The 22,392-nt window shown below is 43.1% G+C and carries 21 protein-coding genes; 5 read left to right on the top strand and 16 right to left on the bottom strand.

The features are described 5' to 3' along the window. A partial coding sequence (locus QZY95_RS06175; protein WP_290920688.1) for a hypothetical protein occupies positions 1-210 on the top strand: 210 nt, incomplete at its 5' end. Between the two features lie 192 nt (positions 211-402). Here the strand turns inward: QZY95_RS06175 and QZY95_RS06170 are convergent. After that, complete coding sequence (locus QZY95_RS06170; protein ID WP_290920685.1) at positions 403-1,824, bottom strand: sigma-54 dependent transcriptional regulator; 1,422 nt, start codon at positions 1,822-1,824, stop codon at positions 403-405. A 10-nt stretch (positions 1,825-1,834) separates the two neighbouring features. Beyond that, a complete protein-coding gene (locus QZY95_RS06165) occupies positions 1,835-4,633 on the bottom strand; it encodes an ABC transporter substrate binding protein (RefSeq protein ID WP_290920682.1) in 2,799 nt (932 codons plus the stop codon). A 518-nt stretch (positions 4,634-5,151) separates the two neighbouring features. Here QZY95_RS06165 and QZY95_RS06160 point away from each other — a divergent pair. Beyond that, positions 5,152-5,493: a hypothetical protein gene (locus QZY95_RS06160; RefSeq protein ID WP_290920679.1), complete on the top strand. Its 342-nt coding sequence runs from the start codon at positions 5,152-5,154 to the stop codon at positions 5,491-5,493. A 17-nt stretch (positions 5,494-5,510) separates the two neighbouring features. On the opposite strand, the gene QZY95_RS06155 is transcribed toward QZY95_RS06160, so the two are convergent. From QZY95_RS06155 to QZY95_RS06145, 3 genes are read right to left on the bottom strand one after another with little or no spacing between them, the layout of a single operon-like run. After that, positions 5,511-6,536, bottom strand: coding sequence for a type II secretion system protein GspK (locus QZY95_RS06155; RefSeq protein ID WP_290920676.1), 1,026 nt, complete (start codon positions 6,534-6,536; stop codon positions 5,511-5,513). Beyond that, positions 6,536-7,186 carry a type II secretion system protein GspJ gene (locus tag QZY95_RS06150; RefSeq protein WP_290920673.1) on the bottom strand — a complete coding sequence of 217 codons (651 nt, stop codon included), beginning with the start codon at positions 7,184-7,186 and terminating at the stop codon, positions 6,536-6,538. Before QZY95_RS06150 ends, QZY95_RS06155 begins: the two co-directional genes overlap by 1 nt. Continuing rightward, a complete protein-coding gene (locus QZY95_RS06145; protein WP_290920670.1) occupies positions 7,179-7,577 on the bottom strand; it encodes a prepilin-type N-terminal cleavage/methylation domain-containing protein in 399 nt (132 codons plus the stop codon). The genes QZY95_RS06150 and QZY95_RS06145 overlap by 8 nt, the downstream gene beginning before the upstream one ends. Before the next feature lie 328 nt (positions 7,578-7,905). Here QZY95_RS06145 and QZY95_RS06140 point away from each other — a divergent pair, with 328 nt between their 5' ends. Genes QZY95_RS06140 through gspE form a run of 3 tightly spaced genes read left to right on the top strand, consistent with a single transcriptional unit; the run spans position 7,906 to position 12,310 of the window. Then, positions 7,906-8,655 (top strand): PDZ domain-containing protein, encoded by a 750-nt coding sequence (locus tag QZY95_RS06140; protein ID WP_290920667.1) that lies wholly within the window; start codon positions 7,906-7,908, stop codon positions 8,653-8,655. Positions 8,656-8,660: 5 nt separating this feature from the next. Further along, positions 8,661-10,616, top strand: coding sequence for a type II secretion system secretin GspD (gspD, locus tag QZY95_RS06135; RefSeq protein ID WP_290920662.1), 1,956 nt, complete (start codon positions 8,661-8,663; stop codon positions 10,614-10,616). Between the two features lie 8 nt (positions 10,617-10,624). Beyond that, positions 10,625-12,310: a type II secretion system ATPase GspE gene (gene gspE / locus QZY95_RS06130; RefSeq protein ID WP_290920659.1), complete on the top strand. Its 1,686-nt coding sequence runs from the start codon at positions 10,625-10,627 to the stop codon at positions 12,308-12,310. A gap of 28 nt (positions 12,311-12,338) precedes the next feature. Here gspE and QZY95_RS06125 read toward each other — a convergent pair whose 3' ends face one another. The 11 genes from QZY95_RS06125 to dctP form a co-directional block, all read right to left on the bottom strand. After that, entirely contained in the window at positions 12,339-13,577 is a 1,239-nt protein-coding gene (locus QZY95_RS06125) for a type II secretion system F family protein (protein WP_290920656.1), read from the bottom strand. A gap of 47 nt (positions 13,578-13,624) precedes the next feature. Then, the gene (locus tag QZY95_RS06120; protein ID WP_290920652.1) at positions 13,625-14,572 is read right to left on the bottom strand and encodes a tetratricopeptide repeat protein; all 948 of its coding nucleotides are present in this window, start codon (positions 14,570-14,572) and stop codon (positions 13,625-13,627) included. Positions 14,573-14,618: 46 nt separating this feature from the next. Then, entirely contained in the window at positions 14,619-15,086 is a 468-nt protein-coding gene (locus tag QZY95_RS06115) for a prepilin-type N-terminal cleavage/methylation domain-containing protein (RefSeq protein WP_290920650.1), read from the bottom strand. Then, positions 15,049-15,507: a type II secretion system major pseudopilin GspG gene (gene gspG, locus QZY95_RS06110; protein ID WP_290920647.1), complete on the bottom strand. Its 459-nt coding sequence runs from the start codon at positions 15,505-15,507 to the stop codon at positions 15,049-15,051. The genes QZY95_RS06115 and gspG overlap by 38 nt, the downstream gene beginning before the upstream one ends. 11 nt (positions 15,508-15,518) lie before the next feature. After that, positions 15,519-16,022 (bottom strand): type II secretion system protein GspM, encoded by a 504-nt coding sequence (locus tag QZY95_RS06105; protein ID WP_290920644.1) that lies wholly within the window; start codon positions 16,020-16,022, stop codon positions 15,519-15,521. Further along, positions 16,023-17,483 carry a PilN domain-containing protein gene (locus tag QZY95_RS06100; RefSeq protein ID WP_290920642.1) on the bottom strand — a complete coding sequence of 487 codons (1,461 nt, stop codon included), beginning with the start codon at positions 17,481-17,483 and terminating at the stop codon, positions 16,023-16,025. A gap of 552 nt (positions 17,484-18,035) precedes the next feature. After that, positions 18,036-18,392, bottom strand: coding sequence for a RidA family protein (locus QZY95_RS06095; RefSeq protein ID WP_290920639.1), 357 nt, complete (start codon positions 18,390-18,392; stop codon positions 18,036-18,038). An 8-nt stretch (positions 18,393-18,400) separates the two neighbouring features. Further along, on the bottom strand, positions 18,401-19,819 hold the full coding sequence (locus QZY95_RS06090; protein WP_290920636.1) for an FAD-dependent oxidoreductase: 1,419 nt from the start codon (positions 19,817-19,819) through the stop codon (positions 18,401-18,403). After that, entirely contained in the window at positions 19,819-20,109 is a 291-nt protein-coding gene (locus QZY95_RS06085; protein ID WP_290920633.1) for a (2Fe-2S)-binding protein, read from the bottom strand. The genes QZY95_RS06090 and QZY95_RS06085 overlap by 1 nt, the downstream gene beginning before the upstream one ends. Continuing rightward, positions 20,102-21,220, bottom strand: coding sequence for an FAD-dependent oxidoreductase (locus QZY95_RS06080; protein ID WP_290920631.1), 1,119 nt, complete (start codon positions 21,218-21,220; stop codon positions 20,102-20,104). Before QZY95_RS06080 ends, QZY95_RS06085 begins: the two co-directional genes overlap by 8 nt. Positions 21,221-21,390: 170 nt before the next feature. After that, on the bottom strand, positions 21,391-22,386 hold the full coding sequence (dctP, locus tag QZY95_RS06075; protein WP_290920629.1) for a TRAP transporter substrate-binding protein DctP: 996 nt from the start codon (positions 22,384-22,386) through the stop codon (positions 21,391-21,393). Positions 22,387-22,392 lie beyond the last annotated feature (6 nt).

The following is a 22,392-nucleotide window of genomic DNA, read 5'->3' as shown; positions in this document are numbered from 1 at the left end:
TGTGTTGCATGTAAAAAAGGGGAAGAACACAGCCGCAGCAACCACCTGCAATGTGCTCTGCCCTTTTTCATCTTGCTGCACACTGTAAAAAGCAGAATGCATGCCACATGTTTTTTTATGATTTATTCAATAATAAACAGCATGTTATGTGGTGATGGGTGTTTTGGAAGGGATTCGGAAGATGCTAGTGAGTCTTGTTATACAGGATAGATTGATCGGCTTATTCAATTGAAGTGATTGAACAAACAATTGTGGGAAAGAAATTTTCTGCCCAAAACTCTCTTTTTTTGTGGTCAAAATGAGAACAAGAAAAAAGAGTCCTGAAAAAGTGGACTCTTTTTTATTTAACTTTTTGTTTGTAAAAGAAGATTTTTAGGTGCTTTTTGAGAATCGGTGAAACGGTTATTGATTTAAAGTCTTGTTTTGCAGGACACCATGTTCTTTTAAAAGAGCGTAGAGTCTTGAACGCGATAGCTGTGAGATTGCGCAGGCATCCTTAATTACCCAGCCCGTCAGGCGCATGAGGTCTTTCAAGTACTGTTCCTCAAGACGCCTGTATCCTTCAGTCCGGAATTCTTGCAGTGATGGGAGTTCTTCCTTGGTTTCCGGTAAAGGGGAGAGGCGTGCAGGAGTTTCTGCTACCCGCTGTTTTGCTACCGAGATACGTATCATTTGGGGAATGTGCTGTGAAAAGAGAAGCGGCTCGTTACGAGCTGCTGAAATCGCATGGTCGATTGCGTGTCGAAGTTCCCTGACGTTGCCCGGCCAGTTATATGATTCGAGCACCTCAAGCAGCTCTGGATCAACTTTTTTTGGGGGAATGTTGTATTGCCGACATAGAAGTTCAATAAATTTTTCAACAAGAAGATGGATGTCTTCTTTTCTTTCCATGAGGGAAGGGAGGGGGAGGTGAAGCGCTTTAATTCTGAAAAGAAGGTCGCTTCTAAACGTCCCTTGTTCAACCATTGTTTCTAGACTTCTATTGGTTGCCGCTATCAGTCTAAAGTTACTATGCAGCTCTTTAGTGCTTCCGATAGGTCGCACCGTATGCTCTTGAAGGATTCGCAGGAATTTTTTTTGTACTTCCAAAGAAAGTTCACCGACTTCATCCAGAAAGAGCGTTCCGTTATCCGCCTGCATAACCAGCCCCGTACTTTCACGAGCCGCACCGGTAAATGATCCTTTCGTATAACCGTATAGAATTCCTTCTGCCAGAGAATCAGGAAGAGCAGCGCAATCAACGACAACAAAAGGATTATGGCGACGATTGCTGTTCTCATGAATGGCACGGGCGAACATTTCTTTACCCACTCCGGTTTCCCCGGTGATAAGAGCATTCACATCACTTGCTGCATATTGTTCTACAGTGGAAAGTGCGCGGCGTAAGGCCGGACTTTCGCCAACGATGTTCTCTCGCTGCAAGGGAAGTGCGGAGCTTTGCGGTGATGAAGACAGGCGTTCTTGATGGTAGCGCAAGGCACGTTCAAGTGTGACAGCAATTTGGTGAATTGAATCGCTTTTTTGAATGTATTCCCAAGCGCCGTTTGCAATTGCCGTTGCTGCGTCCTCTGGCTCCCCCGCACCGGTAATAATTATGACTTCCGGTGATGGTGTTTGCCCTTTGAGTATAGGTAATAAGGACAGCCCATCGCCGTCTGGAAGGCGTACATCAAGAAAAACAACCGCAAAGTCTTCTTCAGCTGCTTTGTGTTTTCCTTCCTGAAGGGTGCGGGCGAAACTGGTAGTATGTCCTTGTCGTTGAGCCGCGCGGGAAAGAGTGTAGCTTATTGATGGATCATCATCGATAATAAGAACTGACGCCATAACTGCCATCCTATTGAGAGTCTAATACGTTGCGTATCAAGTTTCCGAGGTCAGAATTTCTGAACGGTTTTGCTAAGAAGGCGGCTATGCCGATTTCAGCAGATTCACGCATGAACAGTTCTGCATCACTTCCTTCAAAACCACTGTAAATAATAACCTGCAAATTTGGTGCAATAGAAGAAACCGTACGTGCAAGCTCTAACCCTGTTAGTTCCGGCATAATCTGGTCAGCAAGTATCAGGTCAAAATTATCGGGCGAGGCTTGGATGAGTTTTAACGCTTCACCGCTGCTTTGCAGAGCCGTGACAGTGTAACCCTGCCGCATGAGAAACTTATGAACAGAGTAAAGCATTTCTTCATCGTCATCCACAACGAGTAAATGTTCTGTTCCTTGTGTTGTCGCCAGTTCTGTTTCCGGTGCCCACGCGCAGACATCAGATGTTATTTCAGGTAAATAGACATAGAAAGTGGTTCCCATGTCGGCTTTACTTTTAACGGTGATTGTCCCGCCATATTTTTTTATGATCCCATGCACTGTTGAAAGACCTAGTCCAGTGCCTCCTTTGTCCTTTTTTGTTGTGAAAAACGGATCAAAAATACGAGAAAGCAATTTCTCGGGGATACCAATTCCGGTATCGGAGACGGACAGGCAGAGATATTTGCCATGCTGTAACTCGTGCGGGACGTTTTCATTATCTTTTGTGACATCAACCTCTGTGATGGCAATAGAAAGAAGTCCTTGCATGCCGAACATAGCATGATCTGCATTTAAACATAGGTTCATAATGACTTGATGAAGTTCGCCTGCGTCAGCAAGGAGCATTCCCCCATGTTCAGTTTTTGAAGAAAATTTGATTTCTATAGTTGATGGAAGAAGTGTTTGTAAGAGCTGAATGCATTCTTCTGTAAGTGCCGGAAGCGAAATGAGCTCTGTTGCTACTTCTGAGCGGCTGCTGAACCTGCGGATTTGTCCGATAATCTGTTTACCGCGGTACGCTGCCTTTAATGCCTGTTTAATATCTTCATGGGCAGGATTGTTTAGTGGAACATCATCAAGAGCTAATTCGCAGCATGAGCTGATGGCACCAATGATGTTGTTAAAGTCATGGGCAATACCACCGGCAACAGTCCCCAGTGCTTCCATCTTTTGTGAATGGCGCAGCTCGGAAGCTAGCTGAGCCTCTCTTTCCCGAGCCTTACGTTTGTGAATAAGGTTGATCACTCCTTGCATCATCAATCGCAGCTGGCGTTCGTCAGATTTTGAGAAGGTGGCGGTATCATCTCCAAGGATGATGAGTGCGCGCAGTTGATTTCGCTCCCAAATTGGCAGCGCAATGCTGTTAGTAAATTTGTTCATGCCTAAAGGCCAAACAACAGGGCTGCGGGCATTTTCAGCTTGAAGTCTGGCAGTTTTTTTCCGTTTTATAAGCTCTTCCCAAGGGGAGACAAGGTCTTTGATTCGAAGTGGTTCAGGCAGGGCGTGCCAAACTGTTTCTTGATCGTTACTGATGCAGTATTTATCGACTTTTTCAGCAGGCGTGATGGTCAGGTACACAGCAGTATTGGCATTAAGCAGGTTGCGAACTTTATCGAGACCGAAAAGAACGAGATCTTCTGATGAGCTTTTTTCCTGCCCGTTTAATTCAAGCAAAGATTCAAGACGTTCTTCCTCTCGTTTGAGGAGTTTCGTTGTTTGGTTTTTTTCTCTGAGCATTTTAAGAAGGACAAGAATTGTAATAGAAAGCCAGAGGAAACAGCCGATGGCGATAAGGATGAGCGTCTTATATTTATAGAAAAGAGTTTGTGGTTCGAAAAGAATCTGCGCGCTGTGTGGGAGTACGTCTTGAGGGATTTTAAATTTTTTAAGTTGTCGGTAGTCGAAGATATATTCGTTTTGCTGGCTGCGTATGACAGGAAGATCTGCAACTGGAACACCATGTAAAATATCAAGAGCTAATTGTGCGGCATCTTGACCTTGCTGAATACCGCTCACCATTTTGCCACCGAGCACGCCGTTTCCAAGTGTGTAACGCCAAGGGGAGAACACTGGTCGGTTACTTGCGGTTGCAACAAGAGAGGTGCTTTCTGGAACACTTAATACTGTGCCGTCAGGAGTTCGATAGTAAGACAGATAGAGCACTGCTGTTCGTTTCGGGAGTTGTTTTAGCTCTGTTCTTAATTCTTTCGGGTTAAGCTTTGTCAGTTCGATAAATGAAAGGCGGTCGGAGAATTGCGGAGCAAGCTCTTTGGCGTGTGCAAGGTTGTTTTTACTGGATGTTGTAACACCGCCGCTTACTAGTGCCAGATATCGTGTTTTTGGAAAAAGAGTCAGAATAAGTTCTATGGTTTTTTCTATGTCAGCCTCTTCTGCAACTCCCGTAAAACCTTTTTTTTCATGCAGCATACTTGGAGTAAAGCGAGTAACCCCGCAGAATGCCACTGGAGCCCCCGGGAATAGTCTATCCCTGTATTTTACAAGAAAATCGAGCGCATTGTTGTCAGATGCAATGATCGCGTCAAATTTCGTGTTTTTGTATTTGGTTGAATATAATTTTTCGAGAATCGGGAATACATCAGATGTGCTGTGCTGTTTTGTGTCCATAAACTCGTAATGAACTTTTAAAGGAATTGAAGCTTGATCGAGCTTACTGCGTATCCCCTGTAAGACTGATTCTCCCCACACATATCCCATGTGGTACGAATTAAGCACAAGAACAGTAGCTTTTGGCGAAACAGCATTCGCAGGCAAAGGCAGTAGAGTGCATGCATATAACAGACATACTGTTAATAGATATAGCGCTTTATGCATTCATCTCCTCCCCTCAAGAGTGCTTTGCCTATGTGTTATTCAAGTTTTGAATAGTGATATATATAACGGTAGACAATTACTGTCGGAGTAGGAAGCACTATTTTTGTTTAAACTATCTCTCCGAAAATATGAAATAATATACGATTAATGAAGCCTGTTTTTGCAGGCTTGAATGATTGTTGAGAGAATAATCTTGTGGTTAAGGAAATGAAATGGACAGAAAGCTGTTTGCTTTTCCTGTGTTCAACGGAGTGTTGGAGTAAAAAAAGGAGTCACCAAAATGATGACTCTTTAAGAAAATTATAGCGTTACATTGCCAAATATAACGACGTTTGCTTTTGTTTCGAGAAAACGTTTTGCAGTCGATTGATATATTTTATCAGTCCGAAAGTGGGCTGCCAGTATTTGTTCCATGTACGGGAGAGCTTTTGATTGCGGTTTTTGCGAGGGGATAGGTAGGAGAGAATAAATAAGAATGAGTAAATCTTATTGTGTTACTGTGGATGGTAGGAGGATTTATGCGCTATTTAGTGATGGGATTATTATTACTGCTTGCAGCTTGCAGTCATTGGGATGAATTGGCTGAGCAACAGGTGCCAGTCACAAGAATTGTTGCTGCTTATACACATGAAGATTTTTCGTTATGTCTCAGGCTGATGAACAAACAGGATAGTTTTGCTTTAAACAAGATGCTTAGCGAAGGGCGTTGTCGGCTTATTGCGGCAAGGGCTTTTGAGCCCACGATTATTCCTACAGAAGAACAGAATTATATCTATGGAATTCTTTATCCTGAAGAGGTGTATGTTTTCCTAAATAAGAGCGCGTATCTTGCCGCTCCGGATAGAGTGTTGGGAAAGTAACGGGTATGCGCTTTGAGTTATGAATTACCATATGCAGCAAGAACAATAACGCCTTTTTTTGTTCGTCGCACGATGACAGTTTCACCTCTTCTACCAGCACCTGTGTTGGCGGTGAGAGTAACACGAAAGGTGTTTGAGTTGTGTCCGAGAATATTGATTGGCAGACTGTTATTCTTAATACCACATTGTTGTGCTACCAAGAGATACCAATCATTTTCAAAGCTATTTGATGGGTCGGTTTGATACCTCATCATTCCGTTCGCAAACTCGGCTGTATGGTTTTGTGTCTCTGGAAGTGCTGCATAAATATCCTCAACTGTGGTGTTAATGTTGACTGGACCAGCTCCCCAAATAGTAGTTATTTCGCGTAAGCCCTTACAGCTTGATGTGCCGTAGAATAGTTTTTCAAGATCCTTTTTGGTAGCGTTTGGCCAACGGAGCAATAAGAATTCATCAGGTGATGCAAAAGGTCGTTTGGGACGGATGTATGGAGGCTGCTGAGCTTTGTACCATGCATCATCTTCTTTGGAACGTGTGAGCTCCTCTCCCTGCCAAATTCGAATAGACAGCAATAAATCTTCCGGCGTGCCGGAGGTTATATTCAGTTTTTCACACTGTTGTGTTAGTAATCGTAAGAATACGTTTTGGTATGCGATAGCTTGCTGTTTGTTTCGGTTATAAAGTGCAATGTTATTGATTGGAAATCTTCCGTTTTCGTCTTCAATGCGTCCTGTAAGTACTCCCGTCGTAAACTTATGAGAAGTATCTCTAAGTGTCTTATCAAAGTTTCCCCACGTCTCGAATGGGTGGTCTGATGTTGTTTTACTCAGATCTTCAAGCAAAATATGCTTTGCTAACAATCTTCCTGAATCACACAAAGAGTTTCCACGTATTGTCGATGTGAGAACCGTAGAACTTGCATGATCCACGAGTGTTTCTTTGGATAACTCTATAGCAAGACAGGATAATGCAGTGAGAATAAGTAATATTAGAATTACAACAGCACCTTGTTGGTTCTTATATGTCGAGTTGCTGGTGGGCATTAGAGTTCTTCCTTTTGGGGAAGGGGAATAATCAATTGATACTGTGACGGTTCGGCTTCTGTGCCAAGGGAGAGGGAGATGCGAATAGCCGCTGGGAGCTTTTTCTGATTCCAATCATGCTGAAATATATTGTAATTGTTGTCGTAATATTCAAAGGAACAAGTTGTCAGATTGTCTGCCAATACATATCGAACTGGTGGGAAATCGCCTTGAACTGTTGGAGAAGGGCGTTCATAGCGAATTAGGCTGTATTTATCTTGCTGTTTTTTAACTGTGTAGTGGACATACTGTTGAGAGCGTTTTGGAGTATGTGTTGAGTATGTAAGAGAGTTTGTTGTTGCAAAGCTTACCAGATATTTTTCTGCGGGGAAATTTTGCTTAGGTGTTGTCGAAAATTCATAGAACGCCGTTGCTGTTGTTGGAAGCATATAGCGCATGTCGTCTTGCATAATAGCAAAAATAGCTCTTGCGGTTTGGTTTGTGCCCATATGCTTTCTTGCATGGCTAGTGGTATTCAGCACACTGGTAAAAAGAATAAAAAGTGTTGTGGTTATAATCGCTAGTAGCGAAAGGGCAATAAGAAGTTCAATTAGCGTAAAGCCAGAACAGGATTGTATAGTAGGCGGTGTGTTAGAGAGTGATTTATTCATAGAATACCTTCTCTAACGTGGCATAATTTTTTGTATTACTAATGCGAATAATTTTTAGGGTTAGTATGTAGGTGCGAGGTACAGGTGCTGGATCAACTGAAGCCTGCCATTGGTAATCAGAATATTCTCTTCCAAAAGAGCCGGTGCGGCTTATGTCTGCGGTTAATCCGGCTTGTTCTAATTCAAACATTTTTTTTTGAGCTAGTATTGTTGCAGTATCTTGTGAATTGATTTGTGTAAGATTGTCTTGATTCTGTTCAGTAAAAGTTATTGTCGCCGTTATAGCGATAGAGAGTAGTACAAGACTGATAAGGACTTCTATAAGTGTAAACCCCTCATTTTGGGATGCAGAAGTGTGGGGTTTAATTTTTAAACGATGTAGTTTTTTCATTTTTGAGTAAGCAGAAGCAAGGCATGTGATGTAGTTTGCTGTTAGTTCGAATTACATTCTTTGGCTAATTTTTTTTAGTAGATTTAATAAGTTATGTTGAGTTGTTTTAAGAAAGAATGTATTTGCCTTACCGTATTTAGGAATAAAATGTATGCTTCAGTTGTATTGTAAAGTTTTTGCTCTATGTATTACTTTTCATAATTGTTTTTTAGTGGGTACACTTTTTTTTATATAAAGAGAATGAGATGACAGACGTTTTGCAAAGCAAGAGTAATATTATATTGGGATTACTAGTTGTAGTCTTCTCTTTGTATTGCATTGCTAGTGCTTGTCGTTCTTTTTTTTTTCTTTTGAAGAAGTAATAATTTTAAAAAATACAGTACAAAATAGTAAAAATAGTTTGATACAGACCCACAAGAGTACTTTTAAAGATTATCAAAATATTGAAAACAGAAATTTATTGAGAGTAGAAAATGTTCCGTCTGCACTTCTTGTACGTGCAATAAATAATGCAAACGCCCATAAAGATCTTTCTATGAGCAAGAGAGGCTTTCACTTGTTGGGTACAGTATGTGGGGAAGGAGTTTCAACGAACCGAGCTGTTATTTCATACAACAATAAAGAGTTGCTATACGGTGTTGGAGAAAGTGTTAATGGCTGGAAAATTATCGAAATACAACGACGTGAGATTGTTCTGCAGCGGGGGATGTTGAAAGAACGTTTGGTGCTTGATGAGATTGCGCAAACACAGGCGCTAAAAGATGGTGACGTTCGTTTAGTCAGCAAGGGGCAGATTCAAAAACAATTGCGTAATTTGGGAGCATTGGCGCAACACATTGAGCTGGTTCCACAAACGATAAATGGTAGTAAGGGGCTATATGTAGCATCGTTACAGGCTGGGAGTTTTATGCACGCCATGGGCTTGCGTGAGGGGGACATGCTGGCCGCTGTTAATGGGGTTCCGGTAACGTCATTTAGTGATGTTGTTTCATTGGCTCCTGTGTTGGAGCAAACACGGATTTCCTTGAAAGTGGTCCGGGATGGACGAAGTCAAACCTTGAAGTTCAGATTAAAGTAGAAGTGATGACAACAAATACGTTGGGGCGGAGTATCGGGGGGATACTGGTTGCCTGTATGTTTTTTTTTGCAGCAGCCGGTTCCGTATATGCGTCACAGGATGAATACATTAGCATGGATTTTAAGAAGGTTGATATCCATGTGTTGATTAAGTTCATAAGTGAACTGACAGGCAAAAACTTTATTGTGGATAACCGCGTCGGGGGCAGGGTAACTATTTATTCGCCTTCAAAAGTTAATGCGCAGGAAGCATATAGAGTTTTTGAGTCTGTGCTGCAGGTTAATAATTTTACGATTGTTCCAAGCGGCACAGCGTATAAGATTGTTCCTATGGCGGTAGGGCGCAGTGAAGGGGTACCTGCCTTACCAACGTCAAAATCTTTAAAACAACATCGTCCTGAAGGCGATGAGCTGGTTACTCTTCTTATTCCTTTGCAGCATTCCAGTGCGTTGGAACTTGGAAAAATCCTACCAAAGCTTGTTGGGAAAAACGGGCTTGTGACCGTTTATCCTCCTACAAATTCTTTGATTATTACTGCTCCATATGCACGTATCCAACAGGCAAAAAAAATTATTCGCGAAATTGATAAGGCGCAGTATGCACCGCAATTTTCGCGTTTTTTGTTGCGGTATGGTGATGCGAAAAGTGTTGCTGCCAACCTGAATGATATGCTTAGAACAAAAGTTAGTGAGCAGGCGAAATTCGGGAAAAAATCGTTAGCACTTGTTCAGGCTGATGAGCGAACAAACGTGGTTTTGGTTCTCGCTGATCCTGAAACGTTGCTTATAGTACAGAAAATGGTGGCAACTCTGGATATACCTACTCCGGCTGGAAAAGGTGATATCCATTTCATTTCGCTAGAGAATGCAAAAGCTGAAGATGTGGCAAAGGTTGTAAATACCCTTGTAGAGCATCAGGGGAAAAATAAGGAAGAAAAGATACTTTCTCGTGGAGTGAAGATAGTTGCGGACAATGCAACAAATAGTCTTGTAATTACAGCTCGTCCGGATGATTTTTTAGTTTTGAAAGAAACCATTGAAAAGTTGGATGTAGAAAGGAAGCAAGTTTTTATTGAGGCTCTTATCATGGAAGCTTCCAGTGACTCTAATTTTTCATTCGGTGTGAACTGGGCTGCCGGACAGGAAGCCGGAAAAGTTTTTCTTTTCGGCTCATCAAATCAAGGGGGCGGGACTGTCACGCTACCGACAACAAGTAAATCCGGTTTTCCTACGTTTCCTGCTGGTGGTTCTTTCGGTGCAATTATTCAGGATGCTTTTTCAATCGGCGGAACGAAATACAGCATTCAATCTATTCTTAGTGCAGTGAAGGGAGATAATAATTATACAATTCTGGCGACTCCACAGCTTCTAACGTTGGATAACGAGGAGGCGCGTGTCAGCGTTGTAGATAACGTTCCTTTTGTGAAAGAAACGGTTGTAACTACGGCAAATAGTATCAATACGCAAAGTGTTGATTACAAAGATGTTGGGGTAAAGTTAAAGATTACACCGCGTATTGGACAGAACCAGACCTTACAGCTTGAGGTACTGCAGGAAGTAAGTCGTGTTATTAGCTCCCTTGTTGCGGTGGGTAAAGGGCAGAACCTTGTTGCGCCTACAACACGCAAAAGGGAAGTAGAAACAACTATCCGTATGAAGGATGGGCAGACCGCAGTTATTGCCGGTTTGTTGAGTGAGGATGGTTCTAAAAACAATAGCAAAACCCCCGGGCTGGGTGACATCCCCTTACTCGGCTGGTTGTTTAAGCAAAAGAACAAGACAAGTGCGAAAAGCAATCTCTACATATTTATTACTCCACATATTATTAACAGCTTTGATGAAGCAGCAAAACTTGCTCAGGAAAAACGTCACAGTGTGCATGTTTCACGCGTAGGAAAAGATGGTTTGGGCTTACCCATTATGAGTAAGCCGTATGTGTTTCCTGCGACGGTTGTTGAGTAAATATCGTCATGAAGAATATCGCACATATCTTTGTTGATCAGCAGATATTGTCTGAAGAGGAAGCTCGTTGGCTTCAGCAACAGGCTGTTGACCTTGAAAAGAGTATTGAGCAGGCAGCATTGGATACAGGCTTGATATCTGAAAAACAGCTATTGGGAATCCTCAGTGATTACTTTGGGGAACCAACTTTTGTTGCCGTTCCTGAGAGAATGATTGATGCAGCATTAATCTGTCGTTTTACAATTGGCTATCTAAAAGAGAATAGGATGGTTCCTCTGAACGGAGAGCATGGGGTCGTCTTTGGCATTTGCCGTGCAGAAACGCTGTGTAGAGTGAGTGAGTTTGCGCTGTTTTTGGAAATCCCAAATTATTCCTCTGTGTTTATTCCTGAGCAGGAATGCTTAAGTGTGATTAACCGTGCTTTTGGGGATTCTCAGGAAGCAACGGATGTCAGCGGTGTTTTGGAGGGGGCACAGGATTTCGGAACTGACGCTTTTGAAGAAACGTTGAATGATCTTCTTGATGATACAAGCAATGCTCCGCTTGTTAAGCTTGTAAATATGATTTTGACGCAGGCTGTAAGGGCCGGAGCCAGTGATGTCCATCTTGAACCATTTCAAGAGAATTTAAGAGTGCGTTTTCGTCTTGATGGAGTTCTGTATAACAAACACAGCTTTGATAAGCGATTCACCGCTGCAATTGTTTCCCGAATTAAGATTCTGGCTAAGCTGAACATTGCAGAAAAGCGCCTCCCTCAGGATGGTCGTATTGCTTTAACCCTTGGTGAACGCGAAGTAGATTTGCGTGTTTCAACATTACCGACGGCATATGGCGAGCGGGTTGTGATGCGTTTGCTTGAGAAAAATTCTCGAGTATTGAATTTGTCTGAATTGGGTTTTGGTGATGTGGATCTGGAACGTGTTCGGGATATAACGCACAGCTCCCACGGCATTGTTCTTGTGACAGGGCCGACAGGCAGCGGTAAAACAACCTCACTATATGCAGCTCTTCGTGATATTAATTCTTCGGAGAAGAATATTATGACGATTGAAGACCCTATAGAGTACCAACTAGAAGGAGTCGGGCAGATTCAGGTAAATCAGAAAACTGGATTAACCTTTGCTAAAGGGCTTCGTTCAATTGTTCGGCAAGATCCGGATGTGATTCTTATCGGTGAAATTCGTGACAAGGAAACAGCCGAAATTGCAATCCAATCTGCACTTACCGGACACTTGGTTTTTTCAACATTGCATACAAATGATGCCGCCAGTGCTATTACTCGTCTTGTAGATATGGGCGTTGAGCCTTTTTTACTTTCTTCAGTTTTACGTGCGGTAGTTGCCCAGCGGTTGGTGCGTGTATTGTGTCCGCATTGCAAGAAACAATACGACAGTTCTGATGACTGCGTTATTGATGAAGCAGTTCCTTTTCAGAAAGACGAAAAGGGAGAAGGATGGCGGCCTGTAGGGTGCTCTAACTGTATGGAAACTGGCTATAAAGGGCGGTGTGCTGTGTATGAAATTATGCCGGTAACAGATGCCATAAAAAGTCTAATTGTACGCAATGCTGACTCAAATGAAATTCATCGTAAAGCTGTTGAGAAAGGGATGCACACTCTTAAGCAAAACGGACAGATAAAGGTGTTAGATGGCGTCACCTCTCTAGCTGAAGTAATGAGAGTATCGAGCTTTTAACAGATGAATTTTTTTTAGTACGATTAACCTAGCCCACAAGACTGCTTATTTCAAAGATTGGCAGAATAATGGCCATGACTATAAAGCCTACAATTCCTCCAAGAAGTAAGATTAAAACCGGCTCCATGAGTGACGTCAGAATTTGAAGCTTTGTATTAACCTGCGCGTCGCAATCATCCGCGATGACAAGTAGCATCTGGGCGAGTTGTCCACTTTTTTCCCCGGCTGCGACCATCTGGGTAGCACTTGAGGGGAATATAAACGAATGCTGCATAATCCCTGCTAGTGTCTTTCCTTCTTGAACCCCTTTGCTCATTGCATCCATAGTTTGCTCAACAACTATATTTCCTGCCACATTACGGACAATAGTCAGCGCTTCAATAAGCGAAACTCCGTTTTTGAGTAGCATTCCCAAGGTTCGACAAACTCGACCAATAATAAGTAGACGTAAAAAAGTACCTGTAAGTGGGATCTTAAGGGTTTGTGTATGATGAAGGTGCTTGCCTTTAGAAGTGGTAATGAACAATTTGAAGCTGAAAACAGATATGGCGATTACTGCAGCTAGGTAAAGCCAGTTGTCATGGAGGAAGTCGCTTACCGTTAACAGAAGCTGCGTAGGGAGGGGGAGAGCTCTGTTTAGATCCATGAAGATTTGCGTTACCTTGGGAACCACAAAAACTAGCAAGAAGGTAACAACGCCCGCTCCTACAAGGAGCATAAGTATTGGATACGCAAGTGTACTTTGGAGTTTTCTGTTAAATGTAACTTGTTGTTCCGCATGTTCAGCAAGACGTTCCATTACTATCTCTAGCGTTCCGGATGTCTCTGCCGCCTTGATCATTGTGACGAATGTGGGAGAAAAAATGTTGGGGAATTCTGCAAATGCTGCGGCAAGTCCTGCTCCCTCCCGAATAGAGTCACGTACTTGTGACAACACACTGCGCATAGGCGATTTTCCGCCTTGCTCAATGAGTGTGGACAAGCATGTTTCTAGAGGAAGTCCTGCGTTAAGGAGTGTGGAAAGCTGTTTGATAGTACTGGCAACGGTGCTTTTTGAAACACGTTGGAAAACAAAGGAGGAAGCTATGTTTTTCCTGTCAGGAAAAACATTTTGTTTCCTGGATTGGTCTCCAAGTTTTTGCACTTTTACAGGGTATAGTTTTTTTTGGCGGATGATTTTAACAGCGTGTGTTTCATTGTCAGCCTCCAGAATCCCTTTAGTATTCCGACCGGCTTTGTTTACTGCTTTATATGAAAAAGAAGGCATTTTTATTCCTTACCTAGTGGCTTTTATTGCGTTGGGTAGCAGGTGTTTTAATCTAAGCAAGAATTAACATTTTGATATGCCTCAAGTTTTCCACATAGCCCTTTCTCGCATGCCTTTTGTAAATCTCGGCATCCTTTTTCTTTTTCCTCAAGTAAAAAATACGCATCACCACGATTAACATAGGCTGTCCCGTTGTTTGCTGTGTAAGCAATAGATCGTGTGTAATCTTTAACCGCTTGTTTGTAGTGCAGCTGTTTTTGGTGCAGCAAGCCTCGGTTGAAGTAGGCGGCACTTTCTGTTGGGGCTAATGCAATAGCATGTGTAAAATCAGCTTCTGCAGCTGCGTATTTTTTTAATTTCAATCGGACGATGCCTCGTCCGTTAAATGCTTTTTCATCACTCGGAACTTTTGAAATATATTTTGAAAAGTATTGCTCTGCATCTTCGAGAAGGCCGGCACCCTCAAAGGCAATGGCAGTATTGTATAGCAGATGAAGATTGCGGGGGGCTGCCTTTCTTGCCTGAACAAAGAAACGTAATGCGGTGTCGAAATCTTCCTGCTCTAAAGCTACAAGGGCTTTTCCATTGAGAGCTTGTACCTGTTTTGGATTATAAGATAGCGCTTTGGTGAATGCTTCAGAAGCGTCAGCATATTCTTTTAGGAGATAGAGTGCAGTGCCTTTGTTTGTAAGAATTTCCGGTGAAGAGGGAGTGATGGCCAACGCTCGATTAAATTCATCAAGGGCAGCTTGAGTTGATCCAGAGGTCAGAAGCGCTGCACCTACACCATTTCGAAGCTCAGGTGTCTCCTGAGTCTTTAATGCTTCAGCATACCATACAAGGCTCTCTTGGGTGTTCCCTTCTTTTTGAAGAGTAAATGCCCGTTTTGCTGCCTCTGAGTGCTGCGTCGATTCCGGTGTAATTGTGTGATTCTTTGCGCAACCGCTAAGCAGCGTTATGCAGAGAATAACTATGAAGAAAGAGTGACGGATCATATACTTCTCACTTGCTGATAACTAGTTTTATCAGCAATTTTTATTGTTACTTCTGAAGGGATATTCCTTGAATCGGGTTAATGGAAATTACCTGTATGTATGGAGGAGAGCTGATTTCTATAGACGCTGTTTGCGTAATTCCTTTTGCCGAAAATAGCAGGGTTCTTTGTGAGATTTGGTCAACAGTTACATGTGAAATAGTGACTTGTTGCGGAAGAACTACGTTCTTAAGCTCTTGTATGTTTCCGCGTTGCTGTAGAGTTATTTCATGTTTTCCAAAATGAAGTTCCAAAGGTTGTTGTCTGAGCAGTGCTCTCGATCGTGCTTCAGAAACTGTGCCTGCAATGTTACGTTCAACAGTTCTTATTGCTTGTTCGGGACTGGAAGTGTTGATTTTGGGAATCGCAACACCTGCTATTGTTCCGATAATGAGAAGAACTATAAGAAGCTCAAAAAGAGAAAATCCAAAGGAGGTATTACTTAATATTCCAGCTTTGAATGTCTGTGTTTTCATCAGTTCCCCCTTCTTCGCCGTCGGCACCGAAAGATAAGATGTCAAAAGTTTCATGTATGCCGGGAGCTATATAAACATAGTCTGTTTCCCACGGATCTTTCGGAATTATATTGATGTATCCATTCGCTGGATAGCGTTTGGGTATTTTCCCTGTAGTCGGCTTTTGAACCAATGCCTGAAGTCCCTGTTCTGTGCTCGGGTAATACCCGTTATCTAGATAGAAACGTTTTATTGCGGTTGAAAAATTTTGAATTTGCATAGTGGCTTTCACAACACGGGCTTTATGTGGTTCATCCATAAAGCGTGGGACGACTATTGAGGCAAGGGTACCAAGAATGACAATGACGACCATCAACTCTATGAGTGTGAATCCTGATTCCGCTGTAGTTTTCTGGGCAGTGTGTTGATTAGTGGAGGACATAAGTTATTCCTTTATTGAGTCGATGTGGTCATCGAAAGTGTAACATCCACATCTAATAGGTTATTTTTTGTTCGGGCAATTATGAGCTCTTTCACCGTAATGCCTTCAACGTCGTGTTCCAGCGTATAAAGAAATTTAATTAAGCTACGTTGATAAAGCCTCTTAAAACGAACTGTTAAAATTTCTTGAATCAGATTGCTTTCAACATTGTTCCGTTTCGGGCGTATTGCATCGATATTGGAATTAATGGTGAGGTCTCGAGTTATCTTTTCAACAAGCGCGAACAGAGTACCTTGCTGTTGGTTGCCTTCTTTGGACAGCTCTTTTCGTTGCTGTATGAGATTGGAATATTCGCTGGATAGTGAATTCACACTGCGTAACGCTTTTTGTTTGCGATGAACTTCATTGTTCATTGCTTCTTTATAATCCCAAGCTGGTAGCAATATGAACTGAAGTATTCCCAGAAGAAGTATAGCGCAGCCTCCAAGGGCAAAAGTATGATTGGAAGCTGGCATCTAATCCTCCATACTGATTTTTATGTCGAAACGAATACGTTGTTGCTTTTGTTGACTAGCTGCATTTTGGATTACAACAGAACGGAAGAGCGTGTTTCCTGCAAGACAAGTGTGAAATTTCTCTATGGTTTCGTAACTGACCGCAGTGCCGGAAATCGTAATATTTTTCTTTGAATACAGGATGTGCTCAAGTTGTATATTGAGAGAGCCCGGTGTGGTTTTATGGATAGCAAGAATTGTATCCAGAGCAGTTCTTTCAGATGCTGCCTGACTGTTTGTTTGTCCTCGAAGTTGGGCTAAGCGTGATTTAAGAATACTTGTGTATTGGATGCGATTAAATGTGCCGTTAACTTCAGGCAGCGTGTGCTTGAGAGTAGAAAATATTTCAGTATTCAGTGCATCAACCTGTCTGCTTTTTTGATAGCCTTGCGCGAAAAAGAGTAATGCAATTGAGAGCATTGCAATTCCAAGTAAGCTACTTAGATAGAATATATTTGTTTGCAATGACGGCTTGTTACCTAAAAATGCAAACTCGTCTTTACTGAATGAAATATGTTTTTTCTTTTGGAAGAATGAGTTGTTGTTTTTAGATAGTGCTAAAGCGGGAAGAAAAGTCGTCCACTTTTCAATATTGCTTGAGGGCAAAAGAGATGCCGCTTTATGATTTTGAAAAGCGCTTACTGGTACTCCCGTTTCGCGTGTGAAAATAACTTCACATTCATCTGCATTCGTTATGTTCCCATAAAGTATGATTTGGTGAATAGGTTCGGAGAGATTCGATGCTGCGATAACAGCTTGTCGTGCGAGACGGGTAAGTTGTTGACGGAGTGTTTTGTGCTTTTCTTGCTCTTGAGGCGTAGGGTGAGATGAAACGTTCTTTCTTTTAAGTATGTTGGGTGTAAGCTTTTTAAATGCATTGCTTGTGATGCCTACTGGAATTTGTATAGCCGCACAGACAGATTTATTGGTCAACTGTATTAGTTGAGTGTGACTTTCATCAACAAAGATGAAAAGCGTTGTTGATGGTTCACATAGTGGTGCTACGGTCTGAGCTGTAGAGAGTGCGGTTACGGTAAGCAGTTCAGGGTAAATATTAACCTCCTGAAATGCTGTAAGTAGTGTAGCTAGATAGTGTTTGGGAATCGATGCTGAGAGTACAGATCGTCCTTTTTGTGATTGCGTTCCTATGAGAGCGTCAGAGAGAATGTCCTTAGGTGCAAAAGGGAGACTTTGTTCAAGGTCAAAATACAGAGTCTGCGATATTTTTTTTGAGGAATTGAAAGGGAAATGCCAATTGCTAAAGATGACACCAGAATCCGGCAGTGAAAGTTTATAGTTAGCCGAATGTAATTGGCGAAGATCAATTATGCTAGCAAGCTTTGCAACTGCTTCAACAGGTTCTTTAAGAATATTAGCAGAAAAACAATAGCTCTTGAGTAAGGTAGTAGTACGGACACCCATTGAGAACTGACAAAGTGTTATTTGTTGTTCTGAGCATGCAATGCAGAGTATTTTTTTAGGCATGGGCGTAAAACAGTGTATAAGATACTACAGGATAAACGAAATCCGTATTTGGACGTTCATACGGAGACTAATTATATTTTGTTGCTCTACTCCTCGTTTAAAAAACAAATTATTTCAAGCAGAAAATTTGTTAACTGTTTTACATTACAACGTTTTTCGTGTTGTATGTCCTGAGGTGTTTACTCATGGATGAAGAGAGTTTTTTTTATATATTGTTGAAGTGGAATATAGAGCGTTGTTTATCTTCTATTGTTTATCTGTAAGAAAAAAATACTGAAGACTATTGAGTAGCGATTGCGTTATTAATAAAGTATAGTATGGCAGAACTGCTTGTTAGAATTCACTTACTTTGCTTTTCTACATAAGATTTTTTGAAACAATAGTATAAAAAAGTGCGTCCATGTTGTGGCTTACGGCACGGACGCACTGTTTTTATGTAGGGCGGAAGTGGATTGTTATATTACAAGGAGTCGTTACATTTGGTGGTAGTTATGCAATGACTGCTGCTGTTACTGATACTTCGCACAAGAGTTCCGGTCTTGCGAGTCTAGCTTCAATACAGGCTCTGGCTGGAGCAAAGCCTTCTTCAAACCACTCGTCCCATACTGAGTTGAAACCCGCAAAGTCTTTCATGTCACGTAAGTATACCATCACTGAAAGAACGTGTTTTCTATCGCTTCCGGCTTCTTTTAACAGTGCATCAACTTTTTCAAGCATGTTGCGAGCCTGATCGCGGATATCACAGTCTGTGTTATCAGGAACCTGTCCACAGAGGTATGCTACACCGTTAAAAATGGTTGCTTTGCTCATGCGGACGCCAGGGGTGATTCGAGTAATTTCAGACATAACACTCTCTACTTTTGGTTTTTAAATAAATCTGCCGGACCTGAAGCTTCTGAGAACTTCATAGCTGCAATTTCGCCAAGCGGAACACCTTTTAATGGTGGGCGGATAGTCAGATAGCCGACTTCATCCGGTGATGCCTCAAGTTCACTTGCAAGGATTTCGTTAATTGCAGAACCGCACATTCTACCCTGACATGGTCCCATGCCAGAGCGGGTGATGATTTTAATTTCATTTGGATCATGCGCGCCCTGACTGATAACTTCTCGGATTTCTCCAACGGTCACGTTCTCACAACGGCATACCACTGTGTCATTTTCAAATGCAAACTGACCGGCGCGCGGTGCGTACATGGCATCAATGAATGGTCGTGGATGCTTGTCTTTTGTGATCTTATTAGAAATCGGCTTCGCCATTTCATCGCGTGATTTGGTGGAAAGAATGCCAAGGCTGCAGGCAATTTCCAGACCGGAAAGTTCACCTTTAAGACCTGCTGCAACCGCACCGGAAACATAGCTGCCGTCACCGGCTACAAATACTCTGTCGTGATTCGTACGTCCCCATTTGTCGCAGACTGGATGCCAGTAGCGCAGATCCGGATTCCAATGCATTTCACAACCGACCTGACGCATCATATGCGTATTTGGGATAACGCCGAAGTGGAGCAGGGCGACATCGGTTGGAATAGTAACTTTTTCGCCTTTATGAACGCACTCAACTTTTTCCACTTTGTCTGCACCCAGCATTTTAAGACCGGATACTCCGCGCAAGTAAGGAACTTTAGACTTTTTGATGTCCCAAAGAATTTTGAGACCTTTCAGGAGAAAATCTGTTCGCAGCAATGCTCTAGGCATATGTTTGAGTGCTGACAGAGAAGGAATAAGCGGCGTTGTGTCGAGAATTGCTTCAATCTGCACACCTTTCTTGATGAGAAGAGAGGCTTCAAGCAGAAGTAATGGACCGCTACCGCACAGAACTACTTTTCCTTTAGGAGAAAGTCCGGCTTCTTTGGCAAGATTGTTGGCAGCACCTGCACCAAGCACGCCCGGTAGTGTCCAACCAGTTAACGGAACAGGGCGTTCCATTGCACCGGTTGCAATAACAACATAGTTTGCTGTGATTTGCTGTGAAGAGCCTTCACAACTGAAACAAACGGTTCCGTCTCCTTCTGCCTGCCATACGGTGGCTCCACCTTTGTATTTGGCGTTGCTCTTTCTGAAGCGTTCGACGATAGCACGGCCTTGTGCATAGTCTTCACCAAAGAAATCAAGCTGTGCGGCAGAGGTGGATTCAACATTACGGTAGATCTGTCCACCAAGGTGAATCTGTTCGTCCAGTACCAGTGTATCAAGACCCATTTCTGCAAGAGTTGCCGCGCAGGATAAACCGGCAGGCCCTGCACCGATTACAACCACGTCATGATGACTCATTAGTTGTCCTCCTCGTCAGTGAAGTTACGGTTAATAACCATTCCTTCTGCAATCTCGGTCATGCATGCCTGCTTTTTTGTTCCGTCAATTTCCATAAGGCATTCGTAGCATACGCCCATAAGACAGTGAGGGCTGCACGGCTTTTTGGAAGACGGAGATACGCGAGAGATGATTTCTCCTGCGCCTAACAGGGCTGCTGCTACACTCATTCCTGCAGGAAGAGCTTTATGTTTACCATCGAGCAAAACGGTTACGGTCTGTTGAGCTTGGGAAGGGTCGATTTTAAACATTGAAACGTCCATTGCTGAAAGGAGAAAGAGCTTCTGCATTTTTGCCGTCAAGAATCCAAGGTGCCACTACAGAAGTGTGCATTGGGTTGAGCGATACAGAACTATGAAGTGCCATGACATAAATATTTGGATGATTCGGAAGGTTGTCATAAATCGGCGCACCGTCCGGAGTCATTACGCGGATTGCTCCCCATGCGCGTACCCAGTTCACAGAAGCAAGTTCAGGGAAGATGCGGATAGCATTTTGTGCCTGCTGCTGCATTGCCTGAGGGGTAACGCGAATATCGTGAGCTACGTCTTCGGTAGACAGGCCGATCATGTATGTGCCGTCCTGAGTCTGGCGTACCGCAAGTAACGGGAACGGTAATTTACGTTCACAACGTTCTGTAACTAGAAGCTGTCCACGCTGAGGGTAAACATTAAGTTTGTAGCCGAGAGGGAAGAGAAGGCGTTCACAACCGTGTCCGGCTGCTACTACCAGCTTATTACAACTGTATTCTTCATCTTTCGTTTTTACGGTTACGGTATTGCCGTTTGGAATGATCTCAAGAATATTTTGGTTCCCGATAAATTCCCCGCCGCGCAGCTGGAAGGCTTTTCGCATTGCTCCCAAAAGTTTGAGCGGGTTAACGTGTCCCTGTTGTGGTGTGTACATGGCGCCGGACACGTCTTCGCCGAGCTGCATTTTTGGTACAAGCTCAGAAAATTGTTGGCGGTCGAGAACAGATACCGGATAATCAAGACCTACTTCACCGCAGATGCCCGTAAGCTTTTCTACGCTGGCAGCGTGAGCTTGTAACTGCTCTTCACCGAAAGCATGCAGCGCTCCGCCGGTCCATTCCAGTTCAATATTCATTTTGGTTTCATCTTCCAGCTCAGCTGCATACTCTGGCCATTGCCTGCAAGCATTACGGCACCACTGTGCATAGGTGGAGCTTCCGCCGCCTTTACACATGAACCATGTGAGTCCGAAGTTAGCACGGGACAGTCGCTGCGTGGGCAGCTGGCTATCGAACATCAAAACTTTGCCCGCTTTTTCTTTAACTAAGCCGAGCGCTGTGGCAGAACCTGTAATGCCTCCGCCAATAACTATGATATCAGTTGTCTTCACTGAAATCCTCCAACGTAATGCAACTACATACAGCAGTGTGACAAAGATGAATAAGGTGTCAGTGGAGCAGGGGATGCCGCTCACACTATGGGGAATTTGTGTCTCAGGGGGACTATGCCCCCTGAGACCGGTAGGCTGGTTTAGGAAGTATGGTTATTCAGCAGTTGCCGTTACTGAATGATGTTTGAGAGAACTTTGCGTCCCCAGTCTTCGCCAACATCAGAAAGAATAACCGGCCATACCTGTTCGCGTACTTTTGCTGCGTTTGCTTCAATATCTTCTGTGGATACAGAGATGATTTTTGCACCGTAGTCTGCAAGACGCTGTTCGTTTGCAGCCTGATCTGATTCTGCACGAGCCCAGCGGCGCTGTTCAAAGTCTTTTGCAGCTTTGTCTACGAGTGCTTTCTGGGAATCATCAAGATCGTTGTAGAGTTCAGCGTTCATGATGAGGTACCACATTTCGAAGTGTGTATTGAGCGGGAGGTAGTACTTGGTTACGTCGCGGAAAGAAGCGTAGTAACCTTCAGCACCGGAGCCAACAACGCCGTCAACAACACCGGTCTGTACCGCTGTGAATGCTTCAGAGAAAGGAATTGGTGTGCCGATAAAGCCGATGCTGTCTGCCATAAGTTTGAATGACTTACTTGGTACAACGCGGATTTTTAAACCTTTTTTAGCATTAGGGTCAGTCGGGTTCTGTGGCTCTTTATTTAACGCAACGCCACCGAAGTATGCCGGCCAAGTTGCGATAAGTTTAATGCCCTGCTCTGCATAAAGACTTTCAATGGTTTTACGCAGTGGTGCATCGGCAGCAAAGTTTTTTTCTGCCTGTGCCCATGTGGTCATCATGAACGGGAAGTTGGCAATCTGCATACGTTTGTCTGCTGCTACAGCTACAGGCTGACATGCCATGTCTACTGCACCGAGACCAACTCGTTCCTGAACTACGGTGTAGTCACCAAGAGAGTTTGCTGCATAGATTTTTGCCTGCATGTCGCCTTTACTGATTTCTTTCAGTTCAGCGGAAAACGCTTTGAGGTCATTGTCGATTGCTGTGTTCTGAGGTCGTACGTGGGAAATTTTCCACTTGCGAGCCTGTGCGGTGCCCGCAGCGAGGATACAGACAAGCATCATAACAACAACGACTGAAAGTTTCTTTTGCATATCCCT

It is taken from the genome of Halodesulfovibrio sp., from assembly GCF_015482765.1.
Classification (GTDB): Bacteria; Desulfobacterota; Desulfovibrionia; order Desulfovibrionales; family Desulfovibrionaceae; genus Halodesulfovibrio.
Note: the sequence above shows the minus strand (reverse complement) of the source record. Positions and strands in the feature narration are given on the sequence as shown.

What these genes read in the sequence shown, in the direction of transcription:
- QZY95_RS06170 (WP_290920685.1), bottom strand. Translation starts at nt 1,824, where the DNA reads ATGGCGTCAGTTCTTATTATCGATGATGATCCATCAATAAGCTACACT.
- QZY95_RS06165 (WP_290920682.1), bottom strand. Translation starts at nt 4,633, where the DNA reads ATGCATAAAGCGCTATATCTATTAACAGTATGTCTGTTATATGCATGC.
- QZY95_RS06160 (WP_290920679.1), top strand. Translation starts at nt 5,152, where the DNA reads ATGCGCTATTTAGTGATGGGATTATTATTACTGCTTGCAGCTTGCAGT.
- QZY95_RS06155 (WP_290920676.1), bottom strand. Translation starts at nt 6,536, where the DNA reads ATGCCCACCAGCAACTCGACATATAAGAACCAACAAGGTGCTGTTGTA.
- QZY95_RS06150 (WP_290920673.1), bottom strand. Translation starts at nt 7,186, where the DNA reads ATGAATAAATCACTCTCTAACACACCGCCTACTATACAATCCTGTTCT.
- QZY95_RS06145 (WP_290920670.1), bottom strand. Translation starts at nt 7,577, where the DNA reads ATGAAAAAACTACATCGTTTAAAAATTAAACCCCACACTTCTGCATCC.
- gspD (WP_290920662.1), top strand. Translation starts at nt 8,661, where the DNA reads ATGACAACAAATACGTTGGGGCGGAGTATCGGGGGGATACTGGTTGCC.
- gspE (WP_290920659.1), top strand. Translation starts at nt 10,625, where the DNA reads ATGAAGAATATCGCACATATCTTTGTTGATCAGCAGATATTGTCTGAA.
- QZY95_RS06125 (WP_290920656.1), bottom strand. Translation starts at nt 13,577, where the DNA reads ATGCCTTCTTTTTCATATAAAGCAGTAAACAAAGCCGGTCGGAATACT.
- QZY95_RS06120 (WP_290920652.1), bottom strand. Translation starts at nt 14,572, where the DNA reads ATGATCCGTCACTCTTTCTTCATAGTTATTCTCTGCATAACGCTGCTT.
- QZY95_RS06115 (WP_290920650.1), bottom strand. Translation starts at nt 15,086, where the DNA reads ATGAAAACACAGACATTCAAAGCTGGAATATTAAGTAATACCTCCTTT.
- gspG (WP_290920647.1), bottom strand. Translation starts at nt 15,507, where the DNA reads ATGTCCTCCACTAATCAACACACTGCCCAGAAAACTACAGCGGAATCA.
- QZY95_RS06105 (WP_290920644.1), bottom strand. Translation starts at nt 16,022, where the DNA reads ATGCCAGCTTCCAATCATACTTTTGCCCTTGGAGGCTGCGCTATACTT.
- QZY95_RS06100 (WP_290920642.1), bottom strand. Translation starts at nt 17,483, where the DNA reads ATGGGTGTCCGTACTACTACCTTACTCAAGAGCTATTGTTTTTCTGCT.
- QZY95_RS06095 (WP_290920639.1), bottom strand. Translation starts at nt 18,392, where the DNA reads ATGTCTGAAATTACTCGAATCACCCCTGGCGTCCGCATGAGCAAAGCA.
- QZY95_RS06090 (WP_290920636.1), bottom strand. Translation starts at nt 19,819, where the DNA reads ATGAGTCATCATGACGTGGTTGTAATCGGTGCAGGGCCTGCCGGTTTA.
- QZY95_RS06085 (WP_290920633.1), bottom strand. Translation starts at nt 20,109, where the DNA reads ATGTTTAAAATCGACCCTTCCCAAGCTCAACAGACCGTAACCGTTTTG.
- dctP (WP_290920629.1), bottom strand. Translation starts at nt 22,386, where the DNA reads ATGCAAAAGAAACTTTCAGTCGTTGTTGTTATGATGCTTGTCTGTATC.